Source organism: Nocardiopsis sp. CNS-639 (genome assembly GCF_000381685.1).
In the GTDB taxonomy this organism is placed as follows: Bacteria; Actinomycetota; Actinomycetes; order Streptosporangiales; family Streptosporangiaceae; genus Nocardiopsis; species Nocardiopsis dassonvillei.
The window spans coordinates 148,660-171,505 of the sequence record NZ_KB906866.1 but is presented as its reverse complement, the minus strand read 5'-3'; the positions used below and the strand labels follow the sequence as shown (position 1 = coordinate 171,505).

17 protein-coding genes and 1 riboswitch are annotated in these 22,846 nt (G+C 74.1%); of the genes, 10 read left to right on the top strand and 7 right to left on the bottom strand.

Annotated elements, in window-relative coordinates:
• Positions 1-338: 338 nt before the first annotated feature.
• The gene (locus tag G011_RS0119805; RefSeq protein WP_019610018.1) at positions 339-1,343 is read right to left on the bottom strand and encodes an iron-siderophore ABC transporter substrate-binding protein; all 1,005 of its coding nucleotides are present in this window, start codon (positions 1,341-1,343) and stop codon (positions 339-341) included.
• A 195-nt stretch (positions 1,344-1,538) separates the two neighbouring features.
• Positions 1,539-2,318, bottom strand: coding sequence for a siderophore-interacting protein (locus G011_RS0119800; RefSeq protein WP_019610017.1), 780 nt, complete (start codon positions 2,316-2,318; stop codon positions 1,539-1,541).
• Positions 2,319-2,614: 296 nt separating this feature from the next.
• On the opposite strand from G011_RS0119800, the gene G011_RS0119795 reads away from it, so the two are divergent.
• Both G011_RS0119795 and G011_RS0119790 read left to right on the top strand, forming a co-directional pair.
• Complete coding sequence (locus tag G011_RS0119795) at positions 2,615-4,378, top strand: ABC transporter ATP-binding protein (RefSeq protein ID WP_019610016.1); 1,764 nt, start codon at positions 2,615-2,617, stop codon at positions 4,376-4,378.
• A gap of 148 nt (positions 4,379-4,526) precedes the next feature.
• Complete coding sequence (locus tag G011_RS0119790; RefSeq protein WP_019610015.1) at positions 4,527-6,332, top strand: ABC transporter ATP-binding protein; 1,806 nt, start codon at positions 4,527-4,529, stop codon at positions 6,330-6,332.
• Between the two features lie 156 nt (positions 6,333-6,488).
• Here the strand turns inward: G011_RS0119790 and G011_RS0119785 are convergent, their stop codons facing one another.
• Positions 6,489-6,854, bottom strand: coding sequence for a hypothetical protein (locus G011_RS0119785; RefSeq protein ID WP_013152631.1), 366 nt, complete (start codon positions 6,852-6,854; stop codon positions 6,489-6,491).
• A 183-nt stretch (positions 6,855-7,037) separates the two neighbouring features.
• Here G011_RS0119785 and G011_RS0119780 point away from each other — a divergent pair, with 183 nt between their 5' ends.
• Genes G011_RS0119780 through G011_RS0119765 form a run of 4 tightly spaced genes read left to right on the top strand, consistent with a single transcriptional unit; the run spans position 7,038 to position 8,961 of the window.
• Positions 7,038-7,397 carry a hypothetical protein gene (locus G011_RS0119780; RefSeq protein WP_231391535.1) on the top strand — a complete coding sequence of 120 codons (360 nt, stop codon included), beginning with the start codon at positions 7,038-7,040 and terminating at the stop codon, positions 7,395-7,397.
• Complete coding sequence (locus tag G011_RS30050; RefSeq protein ID WP_026338465.1) at positions 7,394-8,293, top strand: hypothetical protein; 900 nt, start codon at positions 7,394-7,396, stop codon at positions 8,291-8,293. Before G011_RS0119780 ends, G011_RS30050 begins: the two co-directional genes overlap by 4 nt.
• Positions 8,290-8,583: a hypothetical protein gene (locus G011_RS0119770; protein WP_013152634.1), complete on the top strand. Its 294-nt coding sequence runs from the start codon at positions 8,290-8,292 to the stop codon at positions 8,581-8,583. The genes G011_RS30050 and G011_RS0119770 overlap by 4 nt, the downstream gene beginning before the upstream one ends.
• Entirely contained in the window at positions 8,584-8,961 is a 378-nt protein-coding gene (locus G011_RS0119765) for a roadblock/LC7 domain-containing protein (protein ID WP_019610013.1), read from the top strand.
• A gap of 116 nt (positions 8,962-9,077) precedes the next feature.
• Here the strand turns inward: G011_RS0119765 and G011_RS0119760 are convergent, their stop codons facing one another.
• A complete protein-coding gene (locus G011_RS0119760) occupies positions 9,078-11,474 on the bottom strand; it encodes an excinuclease ABC subunit UvrA (protein ID WP_019610012.1) in 2,397 nt (798 codons plus the stop codon).
• Between the two features lie 177 nt (positions 11,475-11,651).
• Entirely contained in the window at positions 11,652-12,449 is a 798-nt protein-coding gene (locus tag G011_RS0119755; protein WP_019610011.1) for a siderophore-interacting protein, read from the bottom strand.
• Between the two features lie 364 nt (positions 12,450-12,813).
• Between G011_RS0119755 and G011_RS0119750 the strand changes: the two genes are divergently transcribed.
• Positions 12,814-13,185, top strand: coding sequence for a VOC family protein (locus tag G011_RS0119750; protein ID WP_019610010.1), 372 nt, complete (start codon positions 12,814-12,816; stop codon positions 13,183-13,185).
• On the top strand, positions 13,185-13,484 hold the full coding sequence (locus G011_RS0119745; RefSeq protein ID WP_019610009.1) for a hypothetical protein: 300 nt from the start codon (positions 13,185-13,187) through the stop codon (positions 13,482-13,484). The genes G011_RS0119750 and G011_RS0119745 overlap by 1 nt, the downstream gene beginning before the upstream one ends.
• A 97-nt stretch (positions 13,485-13,581) precedes the next feature.
• Here the strand turns inward: G011_RS0119745 and G011_RS0119740 are convergent, their stop codons facing one another.
• Positions 13,582-15,072 carry a PLP-dependent aminotransferase family protein gene (locus tag G011_RS0119740; protein WP_019610008.1) on the bottom strand — a complete coding sequence of 497 codons (1,491 nt, stop codon included), beginning with the start codon at positions 15,070-15,072 and terminating at the stop codon, positions 13,582-13,584.
• A 68-nt stretch (positions 15,073-15,140) separates the two neighbouring features.
• On the opposite strand from G011_RS0119740, the gene G011_RS0119735 reads away from it, so the two are divergent.
• Together G011_RS0119735 and G011_RS0119730 are read left to right on the top strand one after the other, a co-directional pair.
• On the top strand, positions 15,141-15,794 hold the full coding sequence (locus G011_RS0119735; RefSeq protein ID WP_019610007.1) for a pyridoxamine 5'-phosphate oxidase family protein: 654 nt from the start codon (positions 15,141-15,143) through the stop codon (positions 15,792-15,794).
• Positions 15,795-16,155: 361 nt separating this feature from the next.
• Positions 16,156-21,639, top strand: coding sequence for a biotin carboxylase N-terminal domain-containing protein (locus tag G011_RS0119730; protein WP_026338464.1), 5,484 nt, complete (start codon positions 16,156-16,158; stop codon positions 21,637-21,639).
• A gap of 186 nt (positions 21,640-21,825) precedes the next feature.
• Here the strand turns inward: G011_RS0119730 and G011_RS0119725 are convergent, their stop codons facing one another.
• A complete protein-coding gene (locus G011_RS0119725; RefSeq protein ID WP_019610005.1) occupies positions 21,826-22,257 on the bottom strand; it encodes a PPOX class F420-dependent oxidoreductase in 432 nt (143 codons plus the stop codon).
• Positions 22,258-22,608: 351 nt separating this feature from the next.
• Positions 22,609-22,823, top strand: a riboswitch (cobalamin riboswitch).
• Positions 22,824-22,846 lie beyond the last annotated feature (23 nt).

Below are 22,846 nucleotides of genomic sequence, written 5' to 3'. Positions count from 1 at the left end.
AAATATGTGGTCTGTGTGCTTTTGGGGTGGTGTGGTCTTCGTGGGGGAGAGGACCTGTGGGGCGCGCCGTGTCCCGGCGCCTGAGTCCCAAGCCCTCGTGCTCACGGGGTCGGGCCGGATTCGGGTCACGCACCACACGGCGGGCGGCCCACGTCCTCGTGCTCGCGGAGACGGGTGTTTCGGGCGTCCCTGCCCAGGCGCTCCGGACGCCCGCGCCCCCGCGTTCCTGCATGGGCCGCCGGGACGAAAGCGCGAGCCGCGCGGCCGTCGGCCTCCGGGGGCCCGACGACGACGGGCCCCGCGGAGCGCGCGCTCCACGGGGCCCGGCAGGCGGGGCGTCAGCCGTTCAGGGTCTCCTGGAGCAGCGGGACCAGCTCGTCCAGCGCGTGGGAGATGCCCGGGTACGAACCGCTGGAGAAGGCGTTGGCCAGCTCCGGGTCGTCCAGGATGACCAGTCGGCCGTCCTCGGCGGAGGGGATGCCCTGGAGCACCGGGTCCTCGCGCAGGTGGTCCGCCGTGCCGCCGATGGGGAACATGACCGTCAGGTCCGCGTCCAGGACCTCCAGCCGCTCCGGGCTCAGGTCGACGTAGAAGGCGCCGTCGGCCATCTCCTCGACCTCGGGCTCGTACTGGAAGCCCAGCTCCTGGAGCAGGTCCACCCGGGAGTCGCCGGGCACGTAGGCGCCGTACTGGCCGTCGAAGTAGGCGCCCACGGTCAGGGTCATGTCGGCGAACTCGGGGTTCTCCTCGCGGATCCGGGCGAAGCGGCCCTCCAGCTCCTCGATGAGCTCCTCGGCGCGCTCCTGCTCGCCGACCACCTGGGCGACCTGTCGGGTCTGCTGCTGCCAGGTGGTGCCGTAGGTGACCTCCACCCCGGGCGGCGGGCCGACCACGGGGGCCACCGGAGAGAGCGTGTCGTAGCGCTCCTGGCTGTTGTCGGAGCGGGTGTCGAGGATGACGTCGGGCTCCAGGGAGGCGATCGCCTCCAGGTTCGGCTCCATGGTGCCGAGCTGGACCGGCTCCTCCTCGAACATGTCGGCCGCCCACGGGCCCACGCCCGTGCCGCCGTAGGCCTGCCAGTCGGCCACGCCGACCGGCTGCACGCCCAGCGCCAGCGCAGTCTCGGCGTCGGACCAGCCCATGGCGACGACGTTGGTCGGCTTGTCCGCGATCTCCACGTCGCCGAAGATGGTCTCGACGGTGACCGGGTACCCCTCGGCGACCTCGCCGTCCGAGCCGCCCTCCTCGGAGCCGGAGGTCTGGCCGCCGCAGGCGGCGAGCAGCAGGAGGGAGAGCGCGCCGGCGGCGATCGCGCCGCCGCGGTTCAGCGGACCGGGGTTCATGGGGCCTCATTCGGTCGAGTGGATGAGCTTAGCCTTGCCTAAGCAAGGTTATGGTGCTGGAGTCGTCCGTTTTGCGCAAGCCCGTGGTGGGAGGGCGTGGAAAACCGCGTATGCCGGTGAAGCCCGTTGTGCACGGTCGTCGGCGGGGCCGCGCGGCGCTCCTCGCGGGCCGGTGCCGTGTCGAGGGTCACACCGTCACGAGTAGGCCGCCACGCCGTGGCGCCAGTAGCCGATGAAGGCGATGTCGTCCTTGGGGATGTGGTGTTGGCGGACGAGGGTGCGGCGTAGTTCGGTGGGGAGGGCGTTCTCTCCGGCGACGAAGCAGTAGGGGCGTCCCTGGGGGAACTCGGCGGTGCGTACGGTCTCCAGGGCGAGTCGTCCGGGGATGGCGTGGGGGTCGGTGCGGGCGAGCCAGTGCACGTCCACTCCGGGCGGGGCCTGGACGGGGCGTACGTCTTCGGGGCAGGGGACTTCGAGGTAGGCCTGTCCTCGCAGGTGGGCGGGGGCCTGTTCGAGGATGGAGAGCAGGGCGGGCACGGCGCTCTCGTCGCCGACGAGCAGGTGCCAGTCGGCCTCCTCCGGCGGCAGGTAGTAGATCCCCTCGGCGTACAGGCCCAGTTCGTCGCCGGGCCGCGCGGCCAGCGCCCACGCCGACGCCGGGCCCTCGTCCCCGTGCGCGACGAACTCGATGTCCAGCTCCAGCGCCTCGGCGTCGAAGCGGCGGACGGTGTAGTTGCGCACGTGCGGGCGCACGTCGTCGGGCATGGCGCGGAACGCGGCCACCCACCCGTTGCCGTCGCCGCCGCTGTCGGCGACGGGCAGGTGCAGCCTCTCCTGGCCCGGCCGGGCGAAGAGGATCCGCGTGCACTGGTCCAGGCCCAGGAACTCGAACCCGGTCAGCTCCTCGCCGGTGAGCGTCACGGTGAGGAAGTGCTCGCTGGTCCGCTCGGTGCGCGCCACCCGGGTGCGGATCATGCTGCGGTGGCTCGGATACCTGATGCGCAAGGCGCGGCCCCTTCGTTCGGGTCGGAGAGCGGCGGATGTCGGGTTCGTCCGGTCTCGGGGTGCTGTGACCGTATGCCGACTCGGGAAAGGTTAGCCTAACCAAGCTTGGTGTGGCACGGTGGTCCGGGGGCGCTCCTTCCCGGTTCCGCGGGCGCTCCGCCAGCCCACTAGCCTTGCCCAGGGCACGACACAGCGGGGGGAACAGGACATCGGATGAGTAGACGTCTGTACGGGGCCGCGCGCCCCGCGCCGAGCGGACGCGCCGTATGAGCGCCGCCCCCGCGACAGCCCCCGCCGCCGAGCGCGAACGGCGCTCCCCCAGCGTCTCCGGGGGTGAGGTCCCCGACAGCGTGCGCGCCCTGCGCCGCCGCACCCTGCGGCGCAACCGCGGCCGCGTCCTCGTCGGCGTGGTCCTGCTCTCCCTGCACCAGGTCGCCGAGGCCCTCGTCCCGGTGGCCATCGGCCTGACCATCGACTGGGCCGTCTTCTCCGGCGACGTCGGCGCCCTCGCGGTCTGCGTCGCGGGCATGGTCGTGCTCTTCACCGTCCTGGCCCAGGCCTACCGCAACGGCGCCCGCTTCACCCTGCGCGCCGTCGAGAACGAGGCGCACCTGCTGCGGGTGGAGGCCGCCCGCCGCGCCCTGGACCCGCGCGGCGAGCGCAGCGGCCTGCGCGCGGGCGAGGTCCTGTCGGTGGCCACCTCCGACGCCGAGCAGGCCGCCCTGTACGTGCGCGCCTGGTCGGCCTCGATCGCCGTGGCGGTCGCCATCATCGTCACCACCGTCGCGCTCCTGGCCGTGGACGTGCCCCTGGGGATCGGCGTCCTGGTCGGCGTCCCCCTGCTCATGCTGCTCCTGCGCCTGCCCGCCGCCCGCATCACCCGGCGCAGCGAGGCCAAGCAGGCCACCGCCGCCGGGGCCACCGCCCTGGCCACCGACCTGGTCAGCGGCCTGCGCGTCCTCATGGGCATCGGGGCGCGGCACAACGCGGCCGCCCGCTACCGCAGGGCCAGCACCCTGGCCCTGGACGCCTCGGTCGGCGCCGCCGCCAGCAACGGTGTCTACCGCGGCCTGGTCACCGCCGCCAGCGCCGTCTTCCTGGCCTGCGTGGCGGGCGTGGCCGGGTGGATGGCCCTCCAGGGACGCCTCAGCGTCGGCGAACTCGTCACCGTCATCGGCCTCGCCCAGTTCCTGGCCGAACCCGTGCAGAGTCTGGGCATGGTCGGCCAGCTGTTCGCCACCGCCCGCGCCTCCGCCCGGCGGCTGGTGCGCCTGCTCAACGCCCCCGACGCGGTCACCCCGGGCGAGCGCGCCTGCGCGGAGGAGCCCGTGGTCGCGCTGTCCGGGGTCAGCTACCGCACGCTGCGCGGGGTGGACCTCGAACTCGCCCCCGGCGAACTCGTCGGCGTGCTCACCACCGACCCCCGCGACGCCGAGGCGCTGCTGGAACTGCTCTCTGGCCGGGCCGAACCCGCGGCCCTGGACGGCACGCTCACGGTGGGCGGCGTCCCCGTCCCCGAACTCGCCCTGGACGCCCTGCGCGAGGCGGTCCTGGTGGAGGAGCACGGGACCACCCTGTTCGAGGGCACCCTGCGCTCCAACCTGGACACCGGCGCGGACGGCGACGAGGAGCGGTTGCTGGACGCCCTGCGCGCCGCCTCGGCCGCGGACCTGGTCGAGGGCCACCCCGAGGGCCTGGACCGGCCGGTCGCCGACCGCGCGGCCAACCTCTCCGGCGGACAGCGCCAGCGCGTGGCCCTGGCCCGCGCCCTGGTCGCCGACCCGCCCGTCCTGGTGCTGCACGATCCCACCACCGCCGTGGACGCGGTCACCGAGGAGGCCATCGCCCGGGGCACGGCCGCCGCCCGCGCGGGTGCGGCCAGGTCCACCCTGGTCGTGGCGAACAGCCCGGCGCTGCTGGCCCGTGCCGACCGCGTCGTGGTGCTGGCCGAGGGGCGGGTGCGGTGCACGGGCACGCACGCGCGGCTGGTCGAGGAGGACGCGGACTACCGCGAGGCGGTGCTGCGATGACCGCCCCACCGGGCGCGGCGCCGACGCGGTGCGCCCCATCGCGGTGCGCCTCACGGCCGTTCGCGGCACGCCGGAGCGCCCCGCCGCCGACCGCCGACCCGGGGCGCCGCGCTCCCCTTCCCCGCCCCCACGACCCCGAGGACGACCGATGAGCACGCCGGTGGAGGACTCCGCGAGCGAACACGGGGAACTGCTCCCCACCGCCTCGGCCCGCCGCACGTGGGCCGTGCTGGGCGAGGGGGTGCGCGGCACCGGCTGGGGCGCCCCGCTGGCCCTGGCCACCGTGCTCGCGGGCAGCGCCGCCGGACTGGTCGCCCCCTGGGTGCTGGGCCGGATGGTCGACGACATCTCGGCGCAGCGGGGGCTGGACACCGTCCTGTCCTCGGTCCTGCTCATCGCCGGGGCGGGGCTGCTCGGCGGCCTGCTCACGGGCGTGGGCAGCTGGCTGGTCAGCCGGGTCGGCGAGACCGTCCTGGCCCGCCTGCGCGAAAGCGTCATGGACCGCGTGCTGCGCATGCCCGCCGCCCGCCTGGAGCGGGTGCGCATCGGCGACCTGCTCTCCCGGGTCGGCGACGACGTCGCCGTGGTCACCGCCAGCATCGCCCGCAGCGGCCCCGACGCCGTCGTGGCCCTGGCCACCGTCCTGCTGACCGCGGTGGGCATCACCGCCCTGGACTGGCGCCTGGGCCTGGCCGCGATGCTCTGCGTGCCGGTCTACGTGACGGCCGTGCGCTGGTACCTGCCCCGCTCGGGCCCCTACTACGCCCGCGAGCGCGTGGCCATGGGAGAGCGCTCGCACGCGATGATGGGAGCCCTGCGCGGGCGTTCCGCCGTGCGCGCCTACCGCCTGGAGGACGAGCACGAGTCCCGGGTGCGCGACCGCTCGGCCGCCGCCATGGACATCACGGTGTCGGTGTTCCGGCTGTTCACCCGTTTCGGGTCGCGGCTCAACGCCGCCGAGTGCGTCGGACTGACCTCGGTGCTGGTGGCCGGGTTCTGGCTGGTGCGCGCCGACCTGGCCAGCGTCGGCATGGTCACCGCCGCCGCCCTGTACTTCCACCGCCTGTTCGGCCCGCTGATCTTCCTGGTCATGAACTTCAACGAGGTGCAGTCGGCCGGGGCGAGCCTGGCCCGCCTGGCCGGTGTGGTCGACCTCCCGGTGGAGGCCGACCCGGGCGCGGAGGAGGGCCCGGCCGGTTCCTCGGTCCGCGTCGCGGGGGTCACCCACTCCTACGGCACCGGCGGCCCGGCCGCGCTGGAGGAGGTGTCGCTGGAGGTCGCCCCGGGTGAGCGCGTGGCCCTGGTCGGGGCCAGCGGCGCGGGCAAGACCACGCTGGCCGCCCTGGTCAGCGGCTTGCGCACGCCCACGGCCGGAACCGTCTACCTGGGCGGGATCCCCCTGGAGGAGCTGGGGGAGCGGCGGGTGCGCGAGCACGTCTTCCTGGTCAGCCAGGAGACCCACGTGTTCGCCGGAACCCTGCTGGAGGACCTGCGCCTGGCCCGCGCCGGGGCCGACGCGGCCGAGGCGGAGGCCGCCCTGGAGGCCGTCGGCGCCCTGGAGTGGGTGCGCGCCCTGCCCGAGGGACTGGACACGGTGGTCGGCGAGGGCGGGCACGCCCTGACCGCCGAGCAGGCCCAGCACCTGGCACTGGCCCGGCTGGTGCTGGCCGACCCGGACGTGGCCGTCCTGGACGAGGCCACCGCCGAGGCGGGCAGTTCCGGCGCCCGGCGACTGGAGCGCGCCGCCGCCGCGGCCACCGCCGGGCGCACCACGCTGGTGGTGGCGCACCGGCTGACCCAGGCGCAGACCGCCGACCGCGTGGTGGTCATGGACCGGGGCCGCGTCGTCGAGCAGGGGACGCACGCCGAACTGGTCGCCAGCGGGGGGCGCTATGCCGACCTGTGGCGCAGCTGGCGGGGCGCGCCGGACGACGGGGAGCCGCTCTCCCGCTGACCGCGCCTTCGGTCGGCGCGCCAGCGCACCCGGCCGGGCGCGGTCAGCGCCGCACGCGGCCGGGTCAGCGCCGTTCGGAGCGCGGGTGCCGGGGCGGGGAGTCCGGGAGGGGGCGTCGTCCGTACCCGCGCCGCCCCGGGCGCGGGACGGGCCGGGTCACAGCTGGAGTTCGCTCTCCACGCGCCGGAGGGTGTGGCGGGCCATGGCCAGGTTGGCGCGCTGACGGTCCAGCGCCAGGTAGAGGAAGACGCTGCCGTGCGACTTCTCCAGCAGGCGGATGAGGTGGTACTGGCTGCTCAGCGTGATGAGGATGTCCTCGATGCGGTCGTCGAGGCCGATCGCGCCCAGGGCGCGCGTCTTGGCGCGCACGACCTCGGTGTTGGCCGCCGCGGCCATCTCCAGGTCGAAGTGGCCGCCCCCGCCCATGGTGCCCAGGGACATGCCGCTCTCGTAGTCGACGACCGCTACGCCGATGGCGCCCTCGATCCCCATGGCTTCCTTCATCGCCGCGTCGGCGTTCATGGCGTCTCCTCACGCTCGGTGTCCACCGCAGGAGCGGCGATACATGACGAAAATTAGCGAAACGCCCGGAGGGTGCGTAAGTGGACAGTTTGTGGCGGGAGTCCATCGTTACCACAGTGTGTTCTCTTTGCTCCTCTTTGACTGTTAAATGTCTTTTGGAGGCAACCAGACACCGGGGGGCACGTGTCGAGCACAGCTGTATCCACGGAGCGTTACCTGAGCTGTGACGGGGTCGTGGCCGCGATGCTCGTGGACCGCGCGACGGGTCAGGCGCACGCGCGGTCGGGTGCGGTGTCGGCGCTGCCCGACCCCGAGCACGTCGCGGACTCCCACCACCTGGCCCTCGACCTGGCCCTGGCCTCCCGCGAACCGGAGGTCCAGGAGAGCGTGGTCACCACCGACGGGCACCACGTGCTGACCCGCGCCGTGCCCTCCCCGGGCGCGGACGACGCCCTGCTCGTCCTGGTCTTCGACCGCGCGCGGACCAACCTCGCGCTGGCCCGCCTCCAGGCCGACGAGCACACCGCGGCGCTGCTGTCATGAGCGCCGCCGCGCCCCCGCGGGCCCTGGCCGAGCCCCTGCTCCGCGCCCGCGAGGAGGGGTTCACCGGAGCCCTGCGCCTGACCGGCCAGCCCGAGGCCCTGGTCCACCTGGCCGCCGGACGCGTCACCGCCGTCACCACACCGGCCGCGCCCACACCCGAGACCCTCCTGGTCAGATCCGGCGCGGTCCCCGCCGGGGTCTGGGCCGCCGCCTACGAGGCGGCCGCCCACACCGACAGCCTGGCCCGCGAACTGCTGGACCGCGGCGCGGTCTCGGCCGCGGTACTGGAACTGGCGTGCGCCACGGCGCTGGCGGACGGCGTCCTGGCGCTGTGCCTGTCCCCCGGACCCCGGGTGGAGGCCGTGCTCTCCGACGCCGCGCCGCCGCTGCTGGGCCTGGAACCCGGCCTGGACCCCGAGGAGGTGCTGGCCGAGGCCGGGCGCCGCCTGGCCTTCCTCGCCGACCGGTGGGGCGCGCCCGCGGACCTGGTCCGCCGCCGCCCCGTGCCCGCCGGGCCGGTGCACGACTTCCTCCCCTCCGCCTACCGGCTCCTGCTCACCCAGGCCAACGGCCGACGCACCCCCCGGGACCTGGCCTTCGCCCTGGGGCGGGGACTGACCGGGGTCATGGCCGACGTCGCGCGCCTCACCGAACGCGGGCTGCTGGAGGCCGCAGCCCCCGGCGGGGCGGACGGCCTCACCCGCCGCACGCCCGAGGCCGCCGCCCCGGACGAGGGCCCGTCCGCGCTGGCCAAGCGGCGTCCGGGGGCCAACACCGTGCGCCCCGCGCCCCCGTCCTCCTCTGTCCCGGTCCCCGGGAGCGTGCGCGAACGCCTGCGCTCACTGGGCGCCGACCACGGGACGGCCGCGGCGGTCGGGGAAGAGGCGGCCCGATGAGCACGACCGGACACCCCTGTCCGGCCCGCGGCGGCGAACCGCCCGCCGGGGGACACGAGGCGGGCGGCCTGACCGCACTGCCCAAGCGCACCCCCTCCCCGGTGCCCCGGGGGCCGCGCCCCCGGCCGGGCCTGTTCGGTCCCAAGGAGCCCGAACCGGGGCCCATCGCCGCCCTGCGCCGCGCGCAGCGCGCCGCGGTGCCCCTGGAGAGGGTGCGCCGCGCACTACAGGACCTGGACGCCCACACCGGCCGCGCGCCGCGGCCGACCGACGAGCACGGGAGCGAGTAGATGGTTCAGGGGCAGATCGCCGAGGAGCTGGCGCGGCTGCGCGAGCACGTCGTCGGCGTGACCGACAGCGCCGTGGCCGCCTCCGACGGCATGCTGGTGGCCTCCGACATCCAGGGCGGACGTCCCCACGCGCTGGCCGCGCTCGCCGCCGCCTCCCTGGGCCTGGGAAAGCGCACCGGTGACGAGACGGGGCTGGGGCCGCTGCGCGAGGTCGTCACCCGCTGCCAGGGCGGCTACGCGGTCGTCTACGCGGTCGGGATGGAGGCCCTGCTCGTCGTGCTGGGCGACGAGGGCATGGACACCGCCGCCCTGCGCCGCGAGTCCCGGCTGACGGTGGAGCGCGTGGGCTCGCTGCTGGAGGTCACCACCGCGGGCTGAGGCCCCGGCGGCGGGGCCCTCCCGGACCCGGCCCGCCGCCCGGCCGGTCACGGACCCGCCCCGGTACTGGACGGGCGCGGGACCGGCCGGGGCCGCCTGCTTCGCGCGCGGGCCGGTCAGGCGCCGACGTAGGCCGTGAGGTGCTCGCCGGTGAGGGTGGAGCGGGCGGCGACGAGGTCGGCGGGCGTGCCCTCGAACACGACCCGCCCGCCGTCGTGGCCCGCCCCGGGGCCGAGGTCGATGATCCAGTCGGCGTGCGCCATGACCGCCTGGTGGTGTTCGACGACCACGACCGACTTCCCCGAGTCGACGAGCCGGTCGAGCAGGCCGAGCAGCTGCTCGACGTCGGCCAGGTGCAGGCCGCTGGTCGGCTCGTCCAGGACGTAGACGCCGCCCTCCCCGGCCATGTGGACGGCCAGCTTGAGCCGCTGCCGCTCGCCGCCGGACAGGGTGGTCAGCGGCTGGCCGACCCGGAGGTAGCCCAGGCCGACCTCCTCCAAACGCCGCAGGATCCGCGCGGCCGCGGGTACCTTCGCCCCCTCGCCGTCGAAGAACGCGTGCGCCTCGGCCACCGACATCGCGAGCACCTCGCTGATGTCGCGGCCGCCGTCCGGGCCGCCCAGGCGGTACTCCAGCACCTGCGGCTGGAACCTCCTGCCCTCGCACTCCTCGCACGGCGAGGCCACCGTGTCCATCATGGCCAGGTCGGTGTAGAGCACCCCTGCTCCGTTGCAGGCCGGGCAGGCGCCCTCGGAGTTGGGGCTGAACAGCGCCGGTTTGACGCCGTTGGCCTTGGCGAAGGCCTTGCGGACCGGGTCGAGCAGCCCGGTGTAGGTGGCCGGGTTGCTGCGCCGCGAGCCGCGGATCGCGCCCTGGTCCACCGACACCACGCCCGCGCCCGCGGGCATCGACCCGTGGACCAGCGAACTCTTGCCGCTGCCCGCCACGCCGGTCACCACGCACAGCACGCCCAGCGGCACGTCCACGTCCACGCCGCGCAGGTTGTTGGCGTCGGCGCCGCGGATCTCCAGGGCGCCCCGGGGCGTGCGCACCCGCGGCTTGAGCCGGGCCCGGTCGTCGAGGTGGCGGCCGGTGAGGGTGCCGCTGGCGCGCAGCCCCCCGACGCCGCCCTCGAAGACGATCCGCCCGCCGTCGTCACCGGCGCCGGGGCCGAGGTCGACCACGTGGTCGGCGATCGCGATGGTCTCCGGCTTGTGCTCCACGACGAGCACGGTGTTGCCCTTGTCGCGCAGCCGCAGCAGCAGGCGGTTCATCCGCTCGATGTCGTGCGGGTGCAGTCCCACGGTGGGTTCGTCGAAGACGTAGGTGACGTCGGTGAGCGAGGAGCCCAGGTGGCGGATCATCTTGGTGCGCTGCGCCTCGCCGCCCGAGAGCGTGCCCGAGGAGCGGTCGAGTGAGAGGTAGCCCAGCCCGATCTCCACGAAGGAGTCGAGCGTGTGCCCCAGTTTCTCCAGCAGCGGCCCCACGGAGGGTTCTTCGAGCCCGCGGACCCACGCGGCCAGGTCGCTGATCTGCATCGCGCACGCGTCGGCGATGCTGATCCCGCGGATCCTGGAGGACCGGGCCTCCTCGCTGAGGCGGGTGCCGTCGCACTCGGGGCAGGCGGTGAAGGTGACCGCCCGGTCCACGAACTCCCGGATGTGCGGCTGCATCGCCTCCTGGTCCTTGGACAGGAACGACTTCCTGATCTTGGGGATCAGCCCCTCGTAGGTGAGGTTGACGCCCTCGATCTTCACCTTGACCGGTTCCTTGTGGAGGAAGTCGGCGAGTTCCGCCTCGGTGTAGTCGCGGATCGGCTTGTGGGGGTCCACGAAGCCCGACTCGGCGTAGACCCGCACCGTCCAGAAGTTGTCCGACTTCCAGCCGGGGATGGTGAACGCGCCCTCGGCGATCGACTTGGAGTCGTCGTAGAGCTGGGTCAGGTCGATGTCGGAGACCGTGCCCCGGCCCTCGCAGTGCGTGCACATGCCGCCGGTGCGGCTGAAGGTCTGCTTCACGGCCTTGCCGGTGCCCACCCTGATGGCGCCGCTGGCCTGGACCGAGGCGACGTTGAACGCGAAGGCGTTGGGCGAGCCGATGTGCGGTTTCCCGAGGCGGCTGAAGAGGATGCGCAGCAGCGAGTTGGCGTCGGTGGCGGTGCCCACCGTGGAGCGGACGTTGGCGCCCATCCGCTCCTGGTCGATGATGATCGCCGTGGTCAGCCCGTCGAGGACGTCGACGTCGGGCCGGGCCATCGTCGGCATGAGGCCCTGCACGAAGGCGCTGTAGGTCTCGTTGATCATCCGCTGCGACTCCGCGGCGATCGTGTTGAACACCAGGGAGCTCTTGCCCGAGCCGGAGACGCCGGTGAACACGGTCAGGCGGCGTTTGGGTATCTCGACGCTGACGTCCCGGAGGTTGTTCTCACGCGCGCCGTACACGCGGATCAGGTCGTGGCTGTCGGCGGCGTGCGGCTCGGGCGCCTCCGCGTCCGCCCTGGTGGCCGTGCTCATCGTGATCTCCCTCGGTCGGGTGAGGCCTCTGCGTCGGCGTCGTCTGGGTCGGCCCACCAGCGCCGGGCGACGGCCGTCGCGTGCCGGTCCATGTGACCGGTGGGGTCCGTGGTGCCAACGCTAGACGGGGGAGCGGGGGCGGCGCTTCTCGATTCCTGACCGGAGGGCCCGGAGCGCCTAGTCCATGGCGGCGCGGCCGTGGCGCCAGTAGCCGATGAAGGCGATGTCGTCCTTGGGGATGTGGTGTTGGCGGACGAGGGTGCGGCGTAGTTCGGTGGGGAGGGCGTTCTCTCCGGCGACGAAGCAGTAGGGGCGTCCTGGGGGGAACTCGGTGGTGCGTACGGTCTCCAGGGCGAGTTGTCCGGGGACGGTGTGGGGGTCGGTGCGGGGTAGCCAGTGCACGTCGACTCCGGGCGGGGCCTGGACGGGGCGGATGTCGTCTGTGCTGGGGACTTCGAGGTAGGCCTGTCCGCGGAGGTGGGCGGGGGCCTGTTCGAGGATGGAGAGCAGGGCGGGTACGGCGCTCTCGTCGCCGACGAGCAGGTGCCAGTCGGCCTCCTCCGAGGGCACGTAGTACACACCGTCCGCGAGCATGCCCGCCTCGTCGCCGGGAGCGGCGGCGCGGGCCCAGGCGGAGGCGGGACCGGCGTCGCCGTGGTCCACGAACTCGATGTCCATCTCCAGCGCCTCGGGGTCGAAGCGGCGCACCGAGTAGCTGCGCACGTGCGGCTGGCGGCTCGGCGGCATGGCGCGGAGCTGCTCGAACCACCGCTTGCCGGCGTCGGCGGGCATGTGCAGCCGGTCCTGGCCCTCGCGGGGAAGGAACAGGCGCACGAACTGGTCCCGTCCGAGGAAGGCGAAGTCGGCCAGCTGGGCGCCGCCCAGGGTCACCGTGACGAAGTGCTTGCTCAGGCGCTCGGTCCGCACCACGCGGGTGCGGATCATGGCGCGGTGGCCGGGCTGTTCGACGCGCACGGGACCTCTTCCTCCTGGTTCGGGGGCACGGGGGTGGACCGCCTCCAGGTGAGGTTAGCCGAACCTTGCTTCGCCTGCGTTATCCCGGTTCCGAACCCCGGGACCCCTCCAGCGGCTGGACCGCGCGCGGAGTCCGGACACCCTGCAGGTCAGTCCCGGGACCCGGCCCGCACCCACCGCCACAGGCCGCCCGCCCGGTGGCCATGGGGCCAGATGGCGCGTCTTTCACACCTCTTGTCCAAGTTATGAATCTACGTGGTAAAGGTGCCATTTGTCTGTTTTTCCATTGAACGGGGGAGCCTCTTCACGAAACCGGGCACCCCAACGGGACACGACTGTCGGCACCGTGCCCCAGAATCGGCGTATGACACAGCCAGCACACCGACACCACGCCATCGACTACCTGGAGCTCACGGTCACCGACCTGGACCGGGCGCGGCGCTTCTACGCCGAGGCGTTCGGATGGCGCTTCAACGACTACGGCCCCGGCTACGCGGGCATCCAGGACCCCGAGGGCCCGGACGCCCCCGAGGTGGGCGGCCTCGCGCTGGGCGAGGAGACGCGCGCGGGAGGCCCCTTCGTCCTGCTGTACTCGGCCGACCTGGACCGCTCCGTCGAGGCTGTGGAGGGCGCGGGCGGCCGTGTGGTGCAGGGCCCCTACGCCTTCCCCGGCGGGCGCCGCTTCCACTTCACCGACCCCAGTGGCAACGAACTGGGCGTCTGGGCCGAGGCCTGATGGGCGGGCAGGGGCACGAGGGGGGCGACCCCGCCGTGGAGCACCTGACCGCGACCCTGCGCCGCCGCCGGGAGGAGCTGGCGGGAGCGGTCGGGGTGCGGATCGGCAACGCCCTGGTGGTGCACGCGCTCGCCACGCACATGTGGGCGGGGGTGCCGGTGCCCGCTGTGGCCTGCCACGCGGCCGTGGACCCGTTGCGGCTGTCCCCGTCGGCCGGGCCGGTGACGTGCCGGAGGTGCCTGGGCCGTGGCCGCCAGGAGCAGCACCAGGTGCCCGGGCAGACCGAACTGGAGGTGTGACCGGCCGCGGTCCGGGGCCGGTCGGCACGCGAGGCGGCGGTGTGCCCCTCCGCCGCCCGCGCCCGGCTCCGTCCCCGCGTGCTTCCCGCCGCCCGGCTCAGGCGGTGCGGCCGGTGTGGCGGGCGACGGCCTCGTTGAGGACCGCGCAGGCGCGGCGCAGGTCGGCGGGGTGCGCCGACCCGTAGCCCAGGACCAGTCCGTGCACGGTCGGGGCGCCGTGGCTGGCCCGCGAGGTGTCGTCCACCAGCACGCCCCGTTCGGCGGCCTCGGCCACCACGGGGGCGACGGCGTCTGCGGGCAACGGGAGCAGGACGTGCAGGCCCGCGGTGTCCCCGACGGGGCGGGTGGTGAGGAGGTCGATCAGCAGCCCGCGGCGGCGGGCGTACTCCAGGCGCATGCGGCGCAGGTGCCGGTCGAGGTCGCCGCGTTCGAGCAGCAGGGCGGTGGCGGCCTGGACCGGAACGCTGGTGCGGTCCGACAGGTCGTGGCGGACGGCGGCCAGGCGTTCCAGCAGCGGGGGTTCGGCGACGATCCAGCCGATGCCCAGGTCGGGGGAGAGGGTCTTGGACAGGGTGCCGAGCAGGATGACGCGGTCGGGGTCCAGGCCGTAGAGGGCGGGCAGGGGCGCCACGTCGTAGCGGAACTCGGCGTCGTAGTCGTCCTCCACGATCATCGCCGCGTTCCGGCGGGCCCAGGCCAGGAGGCGTTCGCGGCGCGGGACGGGCAGCCGTCCGCCGAGCGGGTACTGGTGGGCGGGTGTGGTGTGGACGAGGGTCAGGTCGTCGGGCAGGTGCTCGGTGAGGATGCCGTCGTGGTCGACCGGGCAGGGGAGCACGCGGGCTCCGCGGGCGGCCAGGATGGTGCGGGCCTTCTGGTAGCCGGGCTCCTCCACGCCCGCGCGGGTGCCCGCGCCGAGCAGGGCGGCCCCGACCAGGTCCAGGCCGTTGCCGGTGCCGCGGGTGACCATGACGTTCTCGGGGCCGATGCGTACTCCGCGGGTGCGGCGCAGGTGGTCGGCCAGGAGTGCGCGCAGCCGGGGCAGGCCGCGGGGGTCGGGGTCCTCGTCCAGGGGTTGTTCGGCCGCGTGCCGCCAGGCCCGGCGCCAGGCGGCGCGGTCGTGGTCGCGGACCCAGGGGGCGCCGGGGCGCAGGTCGATCATGCCCTGGCTGCGGGCCTGTTCCCGGGAGGGGCGCGGGGCGGTGGTGTGCACGGCGGGGGCCGCGGTGGTGGACGGGGCGCCGTGTCCGCTGTCGTCGTCGTTGCCGCTGACGGTGTGCTCACCGGCGCCGCGTCCGTCGTCGGGGAGCCGGGCGGGGGAGGGAGGTGAGCTGTCCTGGGCGACGAACGTGCCCGAGCCGTGGCGTCCCTCCAGCCAGCCCTCGGCGTAGAGCTGCTGGTAGGCCTCGGTGACCACGGTCCTGCTCACGCCCAGCTGCGCGGCCAGGGCGCGGCTGGAGGGCAGGCGTTCCCCGGGGGCGAGGGCCCCGCCGGACATGGCCTCCCGCAGTGCGTCGGACAGCTGCGCCGTGAGGGGGCGGGCGGCGGAACGGTCGAGGTGGAAGGCCGGTTCGGCCAGGCGGCGGGGCACAGTGGTCCTTCGTTTTCGGGTAGAAGTGGCCATGGTCGTAAGGTCCACTTGCTTCCTAGGCTACGGTCATGCTCTCCACGACAGAACGCACCCGGCTGCGCCGCGGCAAGCACAAGGCCCGCACCGACCGGGCCGACCTGTACGACCTCCTGGACGAGGGGATGGTGTGCCACCTGGGGGTGGTGGTCGACGGCGCGCCCATGGTGGTGCCCACCGCCTACGGGCGGATCGGGGACACCCTGTACCTGCACGGTTCGACGGGGGCGCGGTCGCTGCGCGCGGGCGGTGAGGTGTGTGTGACCGTGACCCTGCTGGACGGCCTGGTGCTGGCCAGGTCGCTGTTCCACCACTCGGTCAACCACCGCTCCGCGATGGTCTACGGCGTGCCGCGGGTGGTGGAGGACGAGCGGGAGCGGCTGGAGGGGTTGCGCGCGCTGGTCGAGCAGTTGACGCCGGGGCGGTGGGAGGAGGCCCGGGAGCCGACCGCGAAGGAGTTGGCGGCCACGCGCGTGCTGGCGCTGTCGCTGGAGGAGGCGTCGGTGAAGGTGCGGACGGGGCCGCCGGCGGATGACGAGGAGGACCTGGCCCTGCCGGTGTGGGCGGGGGTGCTGCCGGTGCGGCAGGTGTTCGGGGAGCCGGAGTCGGATCCGGGACTGGCGCCGGGGCTGGAGGTTCCGGCCTCTGTGGCGGGGCGGTCGCTGTTCCCGTCGCCGCTGTCCTGAGGTCGGGCGGGCCGGGAAAACGGTACGCGGGAAAAGCGTGGGGCCGACCCGCCGGACATTCTTTGGTCTATTGGATAGGCCAATGGTCCTTTATTGCGGTGCGTTCGCCGACCGGACACCGTCCTGGTCACCGCCGCCGCGGGAATCAGCCCTCCGGTGTGGCGAACCTCGCGTGAAACGGGGGTCGGGCGGTGCGGCCGAGCGTTTTTTGTGGGGTTCCCACAATGCATCGGCTTCGCTATGCGTGGTTCGGCCCATTGGTGTACCGGGCGGTAACCGACCAGGGTAGAAAGGTAGGTGCAGGCGACGCTCCGAGACCCGGACGTCGCCTTCTGCGCGTGGTACTTGGGAGGCTCAACCGGTGTTCAGTCGTGTCGCCATCGTCAACCGTGGAGAGGCCGCGATGCGGCTCATCCACGCTGTCCGGGACCTCTCAGCGGAAACCGGCACGCGGATCGAGACGGTGGCCCTCCACACCGACGCCGACCGCGACGCCACCTTCGTCCGCGAGGCCGACGTCGCCTACTCGCTGGGTCCCGCCTCGGCCCGTCCCTACCTCGACCACGCCGTCCTGGAGCGCGCGCTGGTCCAGACCGGCGCCGACGCGGCGTGGGTGGGCTGGGGCTTCGTCGCCGAGGACCCGGCCTTCGCCGAGCTGTGCGAGAGGATCGGCGTCACCTTCGTCGGGCCCAGCGCCGAGGCCATGCGCAAGCTCGGCGACAAGATCGGCGCCAAGCTGATCGCCGAGGAGGTCGGCGTCCCGGTCGCGCCGTGGAGCCGCGGCGAGGTCGCCACCCTGGAGGAGGCGCTGCGCGCCGGTGAGGAGATCGGCTACCCGCTGATGCTCAAGGCGACCGCGGGCGGCGGCGGTCGCGGTATCCGCATGGTCGCCTCGGGCGAGGACCTGGCCGAGGCCTACGAGCGCACCAGCCAGGAGGCGCTGCGCGCCTTCGGCTCCGGCGTGGTCTTCCTGGAGCGCCTGGTCACCGGCGCCCGCCACGTCGAGGTCCAGATCATCGCCGACGGACAGGGCACGGCGTGGGCGCTGGGGGTGCGCGACTGCTCGGTGCAGCGGCGCAACCAGAAGATCATCGAGGAGTCGGCCTCCCCGGTCCTGGACGCGGAGCAGACCGCGCACCTGAAGGCGTCGGCCGAGCGGCTGGCGCTGGCCGTGGACTACCGCGGCGCGGGCACCGTCGAGTTCCTGTACCACCCGGGTGAGAAGCTGTTCGCGTTCTTGGAGGTCAACACCCGCCTCCAGGTCGAGCACCCGATCACCGAGATCACCACCGGCACCGACCTGGTCCGGCTCCAGCTGCACGTGGCCAGCGGCGGCAGGCTGGAGGGCCCCCAGCCGGTCGAGTCCGGCCACGCCGTCGAGGCCCGGCTCAACGCCGAGGACCCCGACCGCGACTTCGCGCCCGCCCCGGGCCGCATCGCGCGCCTGGTCCTGCCCTCCGGTCCGGGCGTGCGCGTGGACACCGGTGTGCGCGAGGGCAACACCATCCCGGCCGACTTCGACTCGATGATCGCCAAGGTCATCGCCTACGGCCGCGACCGCGAGCAGGCGCTGGCCAGGCTGCGCCGCGCGATGGCCGAGACCACGGTGATCATCGAGGGCGGCGCGACCAACAAGAGCTTCGTGCTCGACCTGCTGGACCAGCCCGAGGTGATCGACGCCAGCGCCGACACCGGCTGGATCGACCGCGTGCGCGCCCAGGGGCGCCTGGTCAGCCACCGCCACTCCGCGGTGGCCTTGGCCGCGGCCGCGATCGAGGCCTACCAGGACGAGGAGGAGGTCAGCCGCCAGCGGCTGCTGTCCACCGCGCACGGCGGCCGCCCGCAGGTGCAGCACGAGAGCGGCCGTCCGCTGGACCTGAAGCTGCGCGGCGTGGGCTACCGGGTGAGCGTGGCCAGGGTCGGGCACCGGCGGTTCCGCGTCGGCGTCTCCGGAGGCGGCGACGTGCACCCGGCGGACGTGGAGGTCGAGCGCTTCGACGCGCACAGCGGCCAGATCGTGGTCAACGGCCGCCGGTTCCGGCTGGTGTCGGCCACGCACGGGCCGGTGCACCTGGTCGAGGTGGACGGCGTCACGCACCGGATCAGCCGCGACGAGGGCGGTGTGCTCCGCTCCCCGGCGCCCGCCCTGGTGGTGGCGACGCCGTTGGCGGTGGGCGACGAGGTCGAGTCCGGCGCGCCCGTCCTGGTGCTGGAGAGCATGAAGATGGAGACGGTGCTGCGTGCGCCGTTCCGCGCCCGGGTGCGCGAGTGCCCGGTGTCGGTGGGCAGCCAGGTCGAGACCGGTGCGCCGCTGATGCGGTTGGAGCCGCTGTCCGACGGGGACGCCGAGGAGGCGGAGTCGGGCTCGGAGGCCGTGGCGATCGAGCTGCCCGAGGAGGCCGGGGAGGCGTCCGCGGCCGAGCGCGTGGAGCGCGGCCTACAGGACCTGCGCGGTCTGCTGCTGGGCTTCGACGCCGACCCGCACGACCGCGGGCGGGTGCTGGCCGACTACCTGGTCGCGCGCGCCGAGCTGGGCGGTCGTCCGGTCGAGGGCGAGCTGGACCTGTTCACGGTGTTCGCCGACCTGTGCGAGCTGAGCCGCAACAAGCCGGGCGGGGAGCCCGACACCGAGCCGCACAGCTCGGTGCACAGCCCGCGCGAGTTCTTCCACAGCTACCTGCAGAGCCTGGACGTGGAGCGCGCCGGGGTGAGCGAGGGCTTCCAGGCCAAGCTCACCCGGGTCCTGGCCCACTACGGGGTCTCCGACCTGGACCGCACGCCGGAGCTGGAGGCCGCGGTCTTCCGGATCTTCCTGGCCCAGCAGAACACGGGCGCCGCGCTGGCGATCGTGTCGGAGCTGCTGCGCCGCTGGCTGGCGGGCGGGCCGCCCGCGGAGGCGCTCAGCGAGCGCGCCGGGCTGGCCCTGGAGCACCTGGTGGAGGCCACGCAGGTGCGTTTCCCCACGGTGTCGGACCTGGCCCGCGGTGTGGTCTTCCGCTGGTTCGCCCAGCCGCTGCTGCGCCGCAACCGGGCCCGGGTCTACGCCGCGGTGCGCGACGACCTGCGCCACCTGGACCGCGACCCGGACGCGCCGGACCGGGCGGAGCGGATCCAGGCCATGGTGGCCAGCGCCGAGCCGCTGGTGCGGCTGGTCGGCCAGCGCATGGGGCGGGCCGGGCGCGACCACGTCCCGCTGCTGGAGGTGCTGACCCGCCGCTACTACGGCAACCGCGGGCTGTCCCGGGTCGCCGCGCGCGAGGTCGGGGGCTGCCGGTTCGTCACCGCCGAGCACAACGGCGCGGGCGGCCTGACGCGCGTGGTCACGACCGCCGTCGACATCGCCGCCCTGCCCGACGCCCTCGGGGCGGTCGGTGAGCTGGCCGCCGACGTGGCCGAGCGCGGCCTGGTGGCCGACCTCTACCTCACCTGGGAGGGCCAGCCCGACGCCGACGCGATGGCGGTGCGGCTCGGGGGGCTGCTGGCCGAGCACCCGCTGCCCGCGGGTGTGCGCCGGGTCACCGCCACCGTCGCCGGTACCAGCGGCGCGGTGATGCACCACCACTTCACCTTCCGGCCCGAGGGGGACGGCTTCGCCGAGGACCGGCTGATCCGGGGTCTGCACCCGCAGATCGCGCGGCGCCTGCAGTTGCAGCGCCTGCGCGAGTTCGACCTCACCCGGCTGCCCTCGGCCGACGAGGAGATCTACCTGTTCCGGGCGGTGGCCAAGAGCAACCCGGCCGACGAGCGCCTCTTCGCGATGGGCCAGGTCCGCGACCTGACGCCGCTGCGCGAGGCGGACGGGCGCCTGATCGCGCTGCCCGCGCTGGAGGACACGGTCACCGGGTGCCTGGACGCGATCCGCAACATCCAGGCGCAGCGCCCGCAGAACCGGCGCTTCGACACCAACCGCATCATGATGTACGTGTGGCCGGCGACCGAGCTGACCTCCGAGGAGCTGGACACGCTGGTCCAGCGGCTGCTGCCGACCACGGCCGGGGCGGGGCTGGAGGAGGTCCAGTTCCTGGCCCGCCAGCGCACCTCCTCCGGTGAGCTGACCGAGGTCGCGGTGCGCATCAGCCTGGACCAGGGCCAGGACGCGCGGGTCCACGTCGAGGAGCCCTCGACCGAGCCGGTGCTGCCGCTGGACGACTACCGCCAGAAGGTGCTGCGCGCGGCCCGGCGCGGGACCGTCTACCCCTACGAGCTGACCGGCCTGCTGTCGGGTCCGGGCGGCGGTTTCACCGAGTACGACCTGGACGACAACGGTGTGCTGGTCCCGGTGGACCGGCCGCGCGGGCACAACTCCGCGGCGATCGTGGCCGGTGTGGTCACCACGCCGACCATGCGCCACCCCGAGGGGGTCACGCGCGTGGTGCTGCTGGGCGACCCGACCAAGGCGCTGGGCGCGCTCTCGGAGCCCGAGTGCTCGCGGGTGATCGCCGCGCTGGACCTGGCCGAGTCGATGCGGGTGCCGCTGGAGTGGTTCGCGCTGTCGGCGGGCGCGCGGATCTCGATGTCCTCGGGCACCGAGAACATGGACTGGGTCGCGGCCGCGCTCAAGCGGATCGTGGAGTTCACCCAGGACGGCGGCGAGATCAACATCGTGGTCGCGGGCATCAACGTCGGCGCCCAGCCGTACTGGAACGCCGAGGCGACGATGCTCATGCACACCAAGGGCATCCTGGTGATGACGCCGGACTCGGCGATGGTGCTCACCGGCAAGCAGTCGCTGGACTTCTCCGGCGGGGTGTCGGCCGAGGACAACTTCGGCATCGGCGGCTACGACCGGGTGATGGGCCCCAACGGGCAGGCGCAGTACTGGGCGCCGAACCTGGCCTCGGCCCGTGAGATCCTCATGGCGCACTACGACCACACCTACGTCGTGCCGGGGGAGGAGGCGCCGCGCCGGGCCAGGACCCTGGACCCGGTCGACCGCGACGTCTCGGTGTTCCCGCACGCGGTGGCGGGCAGCGACTTCGCCACCGTCGGCGAGATCTTCTCCGCCGAGCACAACCCGGACCGCAAGAAGCCCTTCGACATCCGCACGGTGATGCGGGCGCTCTCGGACCAGGACCACGCGGTGCTGGAGCGCTGGGCGGGCATGGCCGACGCCGACACGGCGGCGGTGCAGGACGTGCACATCGGCGGTTGGCCGGTGTGCCTGGTGGGGATCGAGTCGCGGTCGGTGCCGCGGCACGGCTTCCCGCCCACCGACGGCCCCGACACCTACACGGCGGGCACGCTGTTCCCGCGTTCGTCCAAGAAGGTGGCGCGGGCGATCAACGCGGCGTCGGGCAACCGGCCGCTGGTGGTGCTGGCCAACCTGTCGGGGTTCGACGGCTCACCGGAGTCGCTGCGCAAGCTCCAGCTGGAGTACGGGGCCGAGATCGGCCGGGCGATCGTCAACTTCGACGGCCCGATCGTGTTCTGCGTGATCTCGCGCTACCACGGCGGCGCGTTCGTGGTGTTCTCCAAGGCGCTCAACCCGAACATGACGGTGCTCGCGCTGGAGGGCTCGTTCGCCTCGGTGCTGGGCGGGGCCCCGGCGGCGGCCGTGGTGTTCGCGGGTGAGGTCAACACGCGTACCGCGAGCGACCCGCGGGTGACCGGGCTCCAGGAGCAGGTGTCGGCGGCCAGCGGTGCCGAGCGGGCCGCGCTCAACGCCCGGTTGGCCGAGACGCAGTCCTCGGTGCGGGCGGAGAAGCTCGGCGAGGTCGCCGCGGAGTTCGACCGGGTGCACAGCATCCAGCGCGCGGTCGAGGTGGGTTCGGTGGACGCGATCATCAGCGCCGCCGAGATGCGGCCGCGCATCATCGAGGCGATCGAGCACGGCATGAAGCGTTAGGGCCGGTCGTGGGCGGGGCGCGGGTGGACCGCGGCCGCCCGCGTGGGGCGGGGGTGCGGCGGCGGACCGCGGCCCCGCCCCGTTCGTGTGCGCCGAGGGGGTGGGCGGTGGGTCCGCCTCCGGCGTGTGGGCGGACCGGGACGACGGACGAAAGCACCGGTCGGCCGGACCGCCCCGTCCGTGTTGTCAGCGGATCTTCTCGCCGTACACGTGGTCGACGGGCATGGTCATGAGCACCCTGCGGTCGGAGACCATGACCGACCGGTACTCCTCCCAGTCGGGGTGCTCCCCGGCGGCGAGGCGGTAGTAGTCCACCAGTGACTCGACCTCGGGGCCGTGCGGGTCGGTGCCCGGCCCGGTGAGGGTGGCCACGCCCTCGGCGGTGGCCCACGCCCAGCCGTCGGCGCTGGTGACCTGGAGTGTGGCGCGCGGGTCGCGGCGCAGGTTGGCGGTCTTGGCCCGGCCCTCGGTCATGGAGACGTGCAGCAGGTCGGTCTCGGCGTCGTAGAAGGGCTGGACGGGGGAGAGCTGGGGGCGGCCGTCGGCCTTGATGGTGGCCAGGACGCCGAGCTTGCTCTGGGCGAGCAGCGCGCGCGGGTCGAACGTCGTCGTGGTCATGTTCCAGGACCCCTCTCTGCCGGATGCTGGTGGTGCGCGGTGGTGCGGGGCCGTGTGCGGCCGGTCACGATCGTACTCCCGGTGTGTGCGCCGGTCCCGGCTCCGCCGCGTGGTCCGCGCCGCCGTGTCCGCCGGCCGCGGCCCGCGCGGCCGTGTCCGCCGGCCGCGGCCCGCGCGGCCGGGCCCGCCACCCGGCGTTCCGGGGCGCCCGCGTCGGTGTCGGCCGGAGCGAGGGTGCGGCCCCAGCGCTCCACCGGCTCCCCGGAGTCGCGCTGACCGGGGCGGGCACCGGAGCGGTGGCGCGGGCGCGGCCCCTGTGCGCCTTCCGGCCGCGAGGGGCCGAGGGGGCCTTGATAGTCTGCCGGGGCCAGTCGTACCACGTACGTGGTCAGGGAATCCGGTGCGAATCCGGAACTGACGCGCAGCGGTGAGGGGGACGGGCGGGGTACTCACGCCACTGGGGCGGAGGCCGCGGCGACCACGGAGTCGAGGCGGCACCGACCTGGGAAGGCATCCCGTCCGGGCGAACCCGAGTCCGAAGACCTGCTGGCCCCTCCGCGTCGAGTGCGCGGAGGCGTCCCGTGCCAGG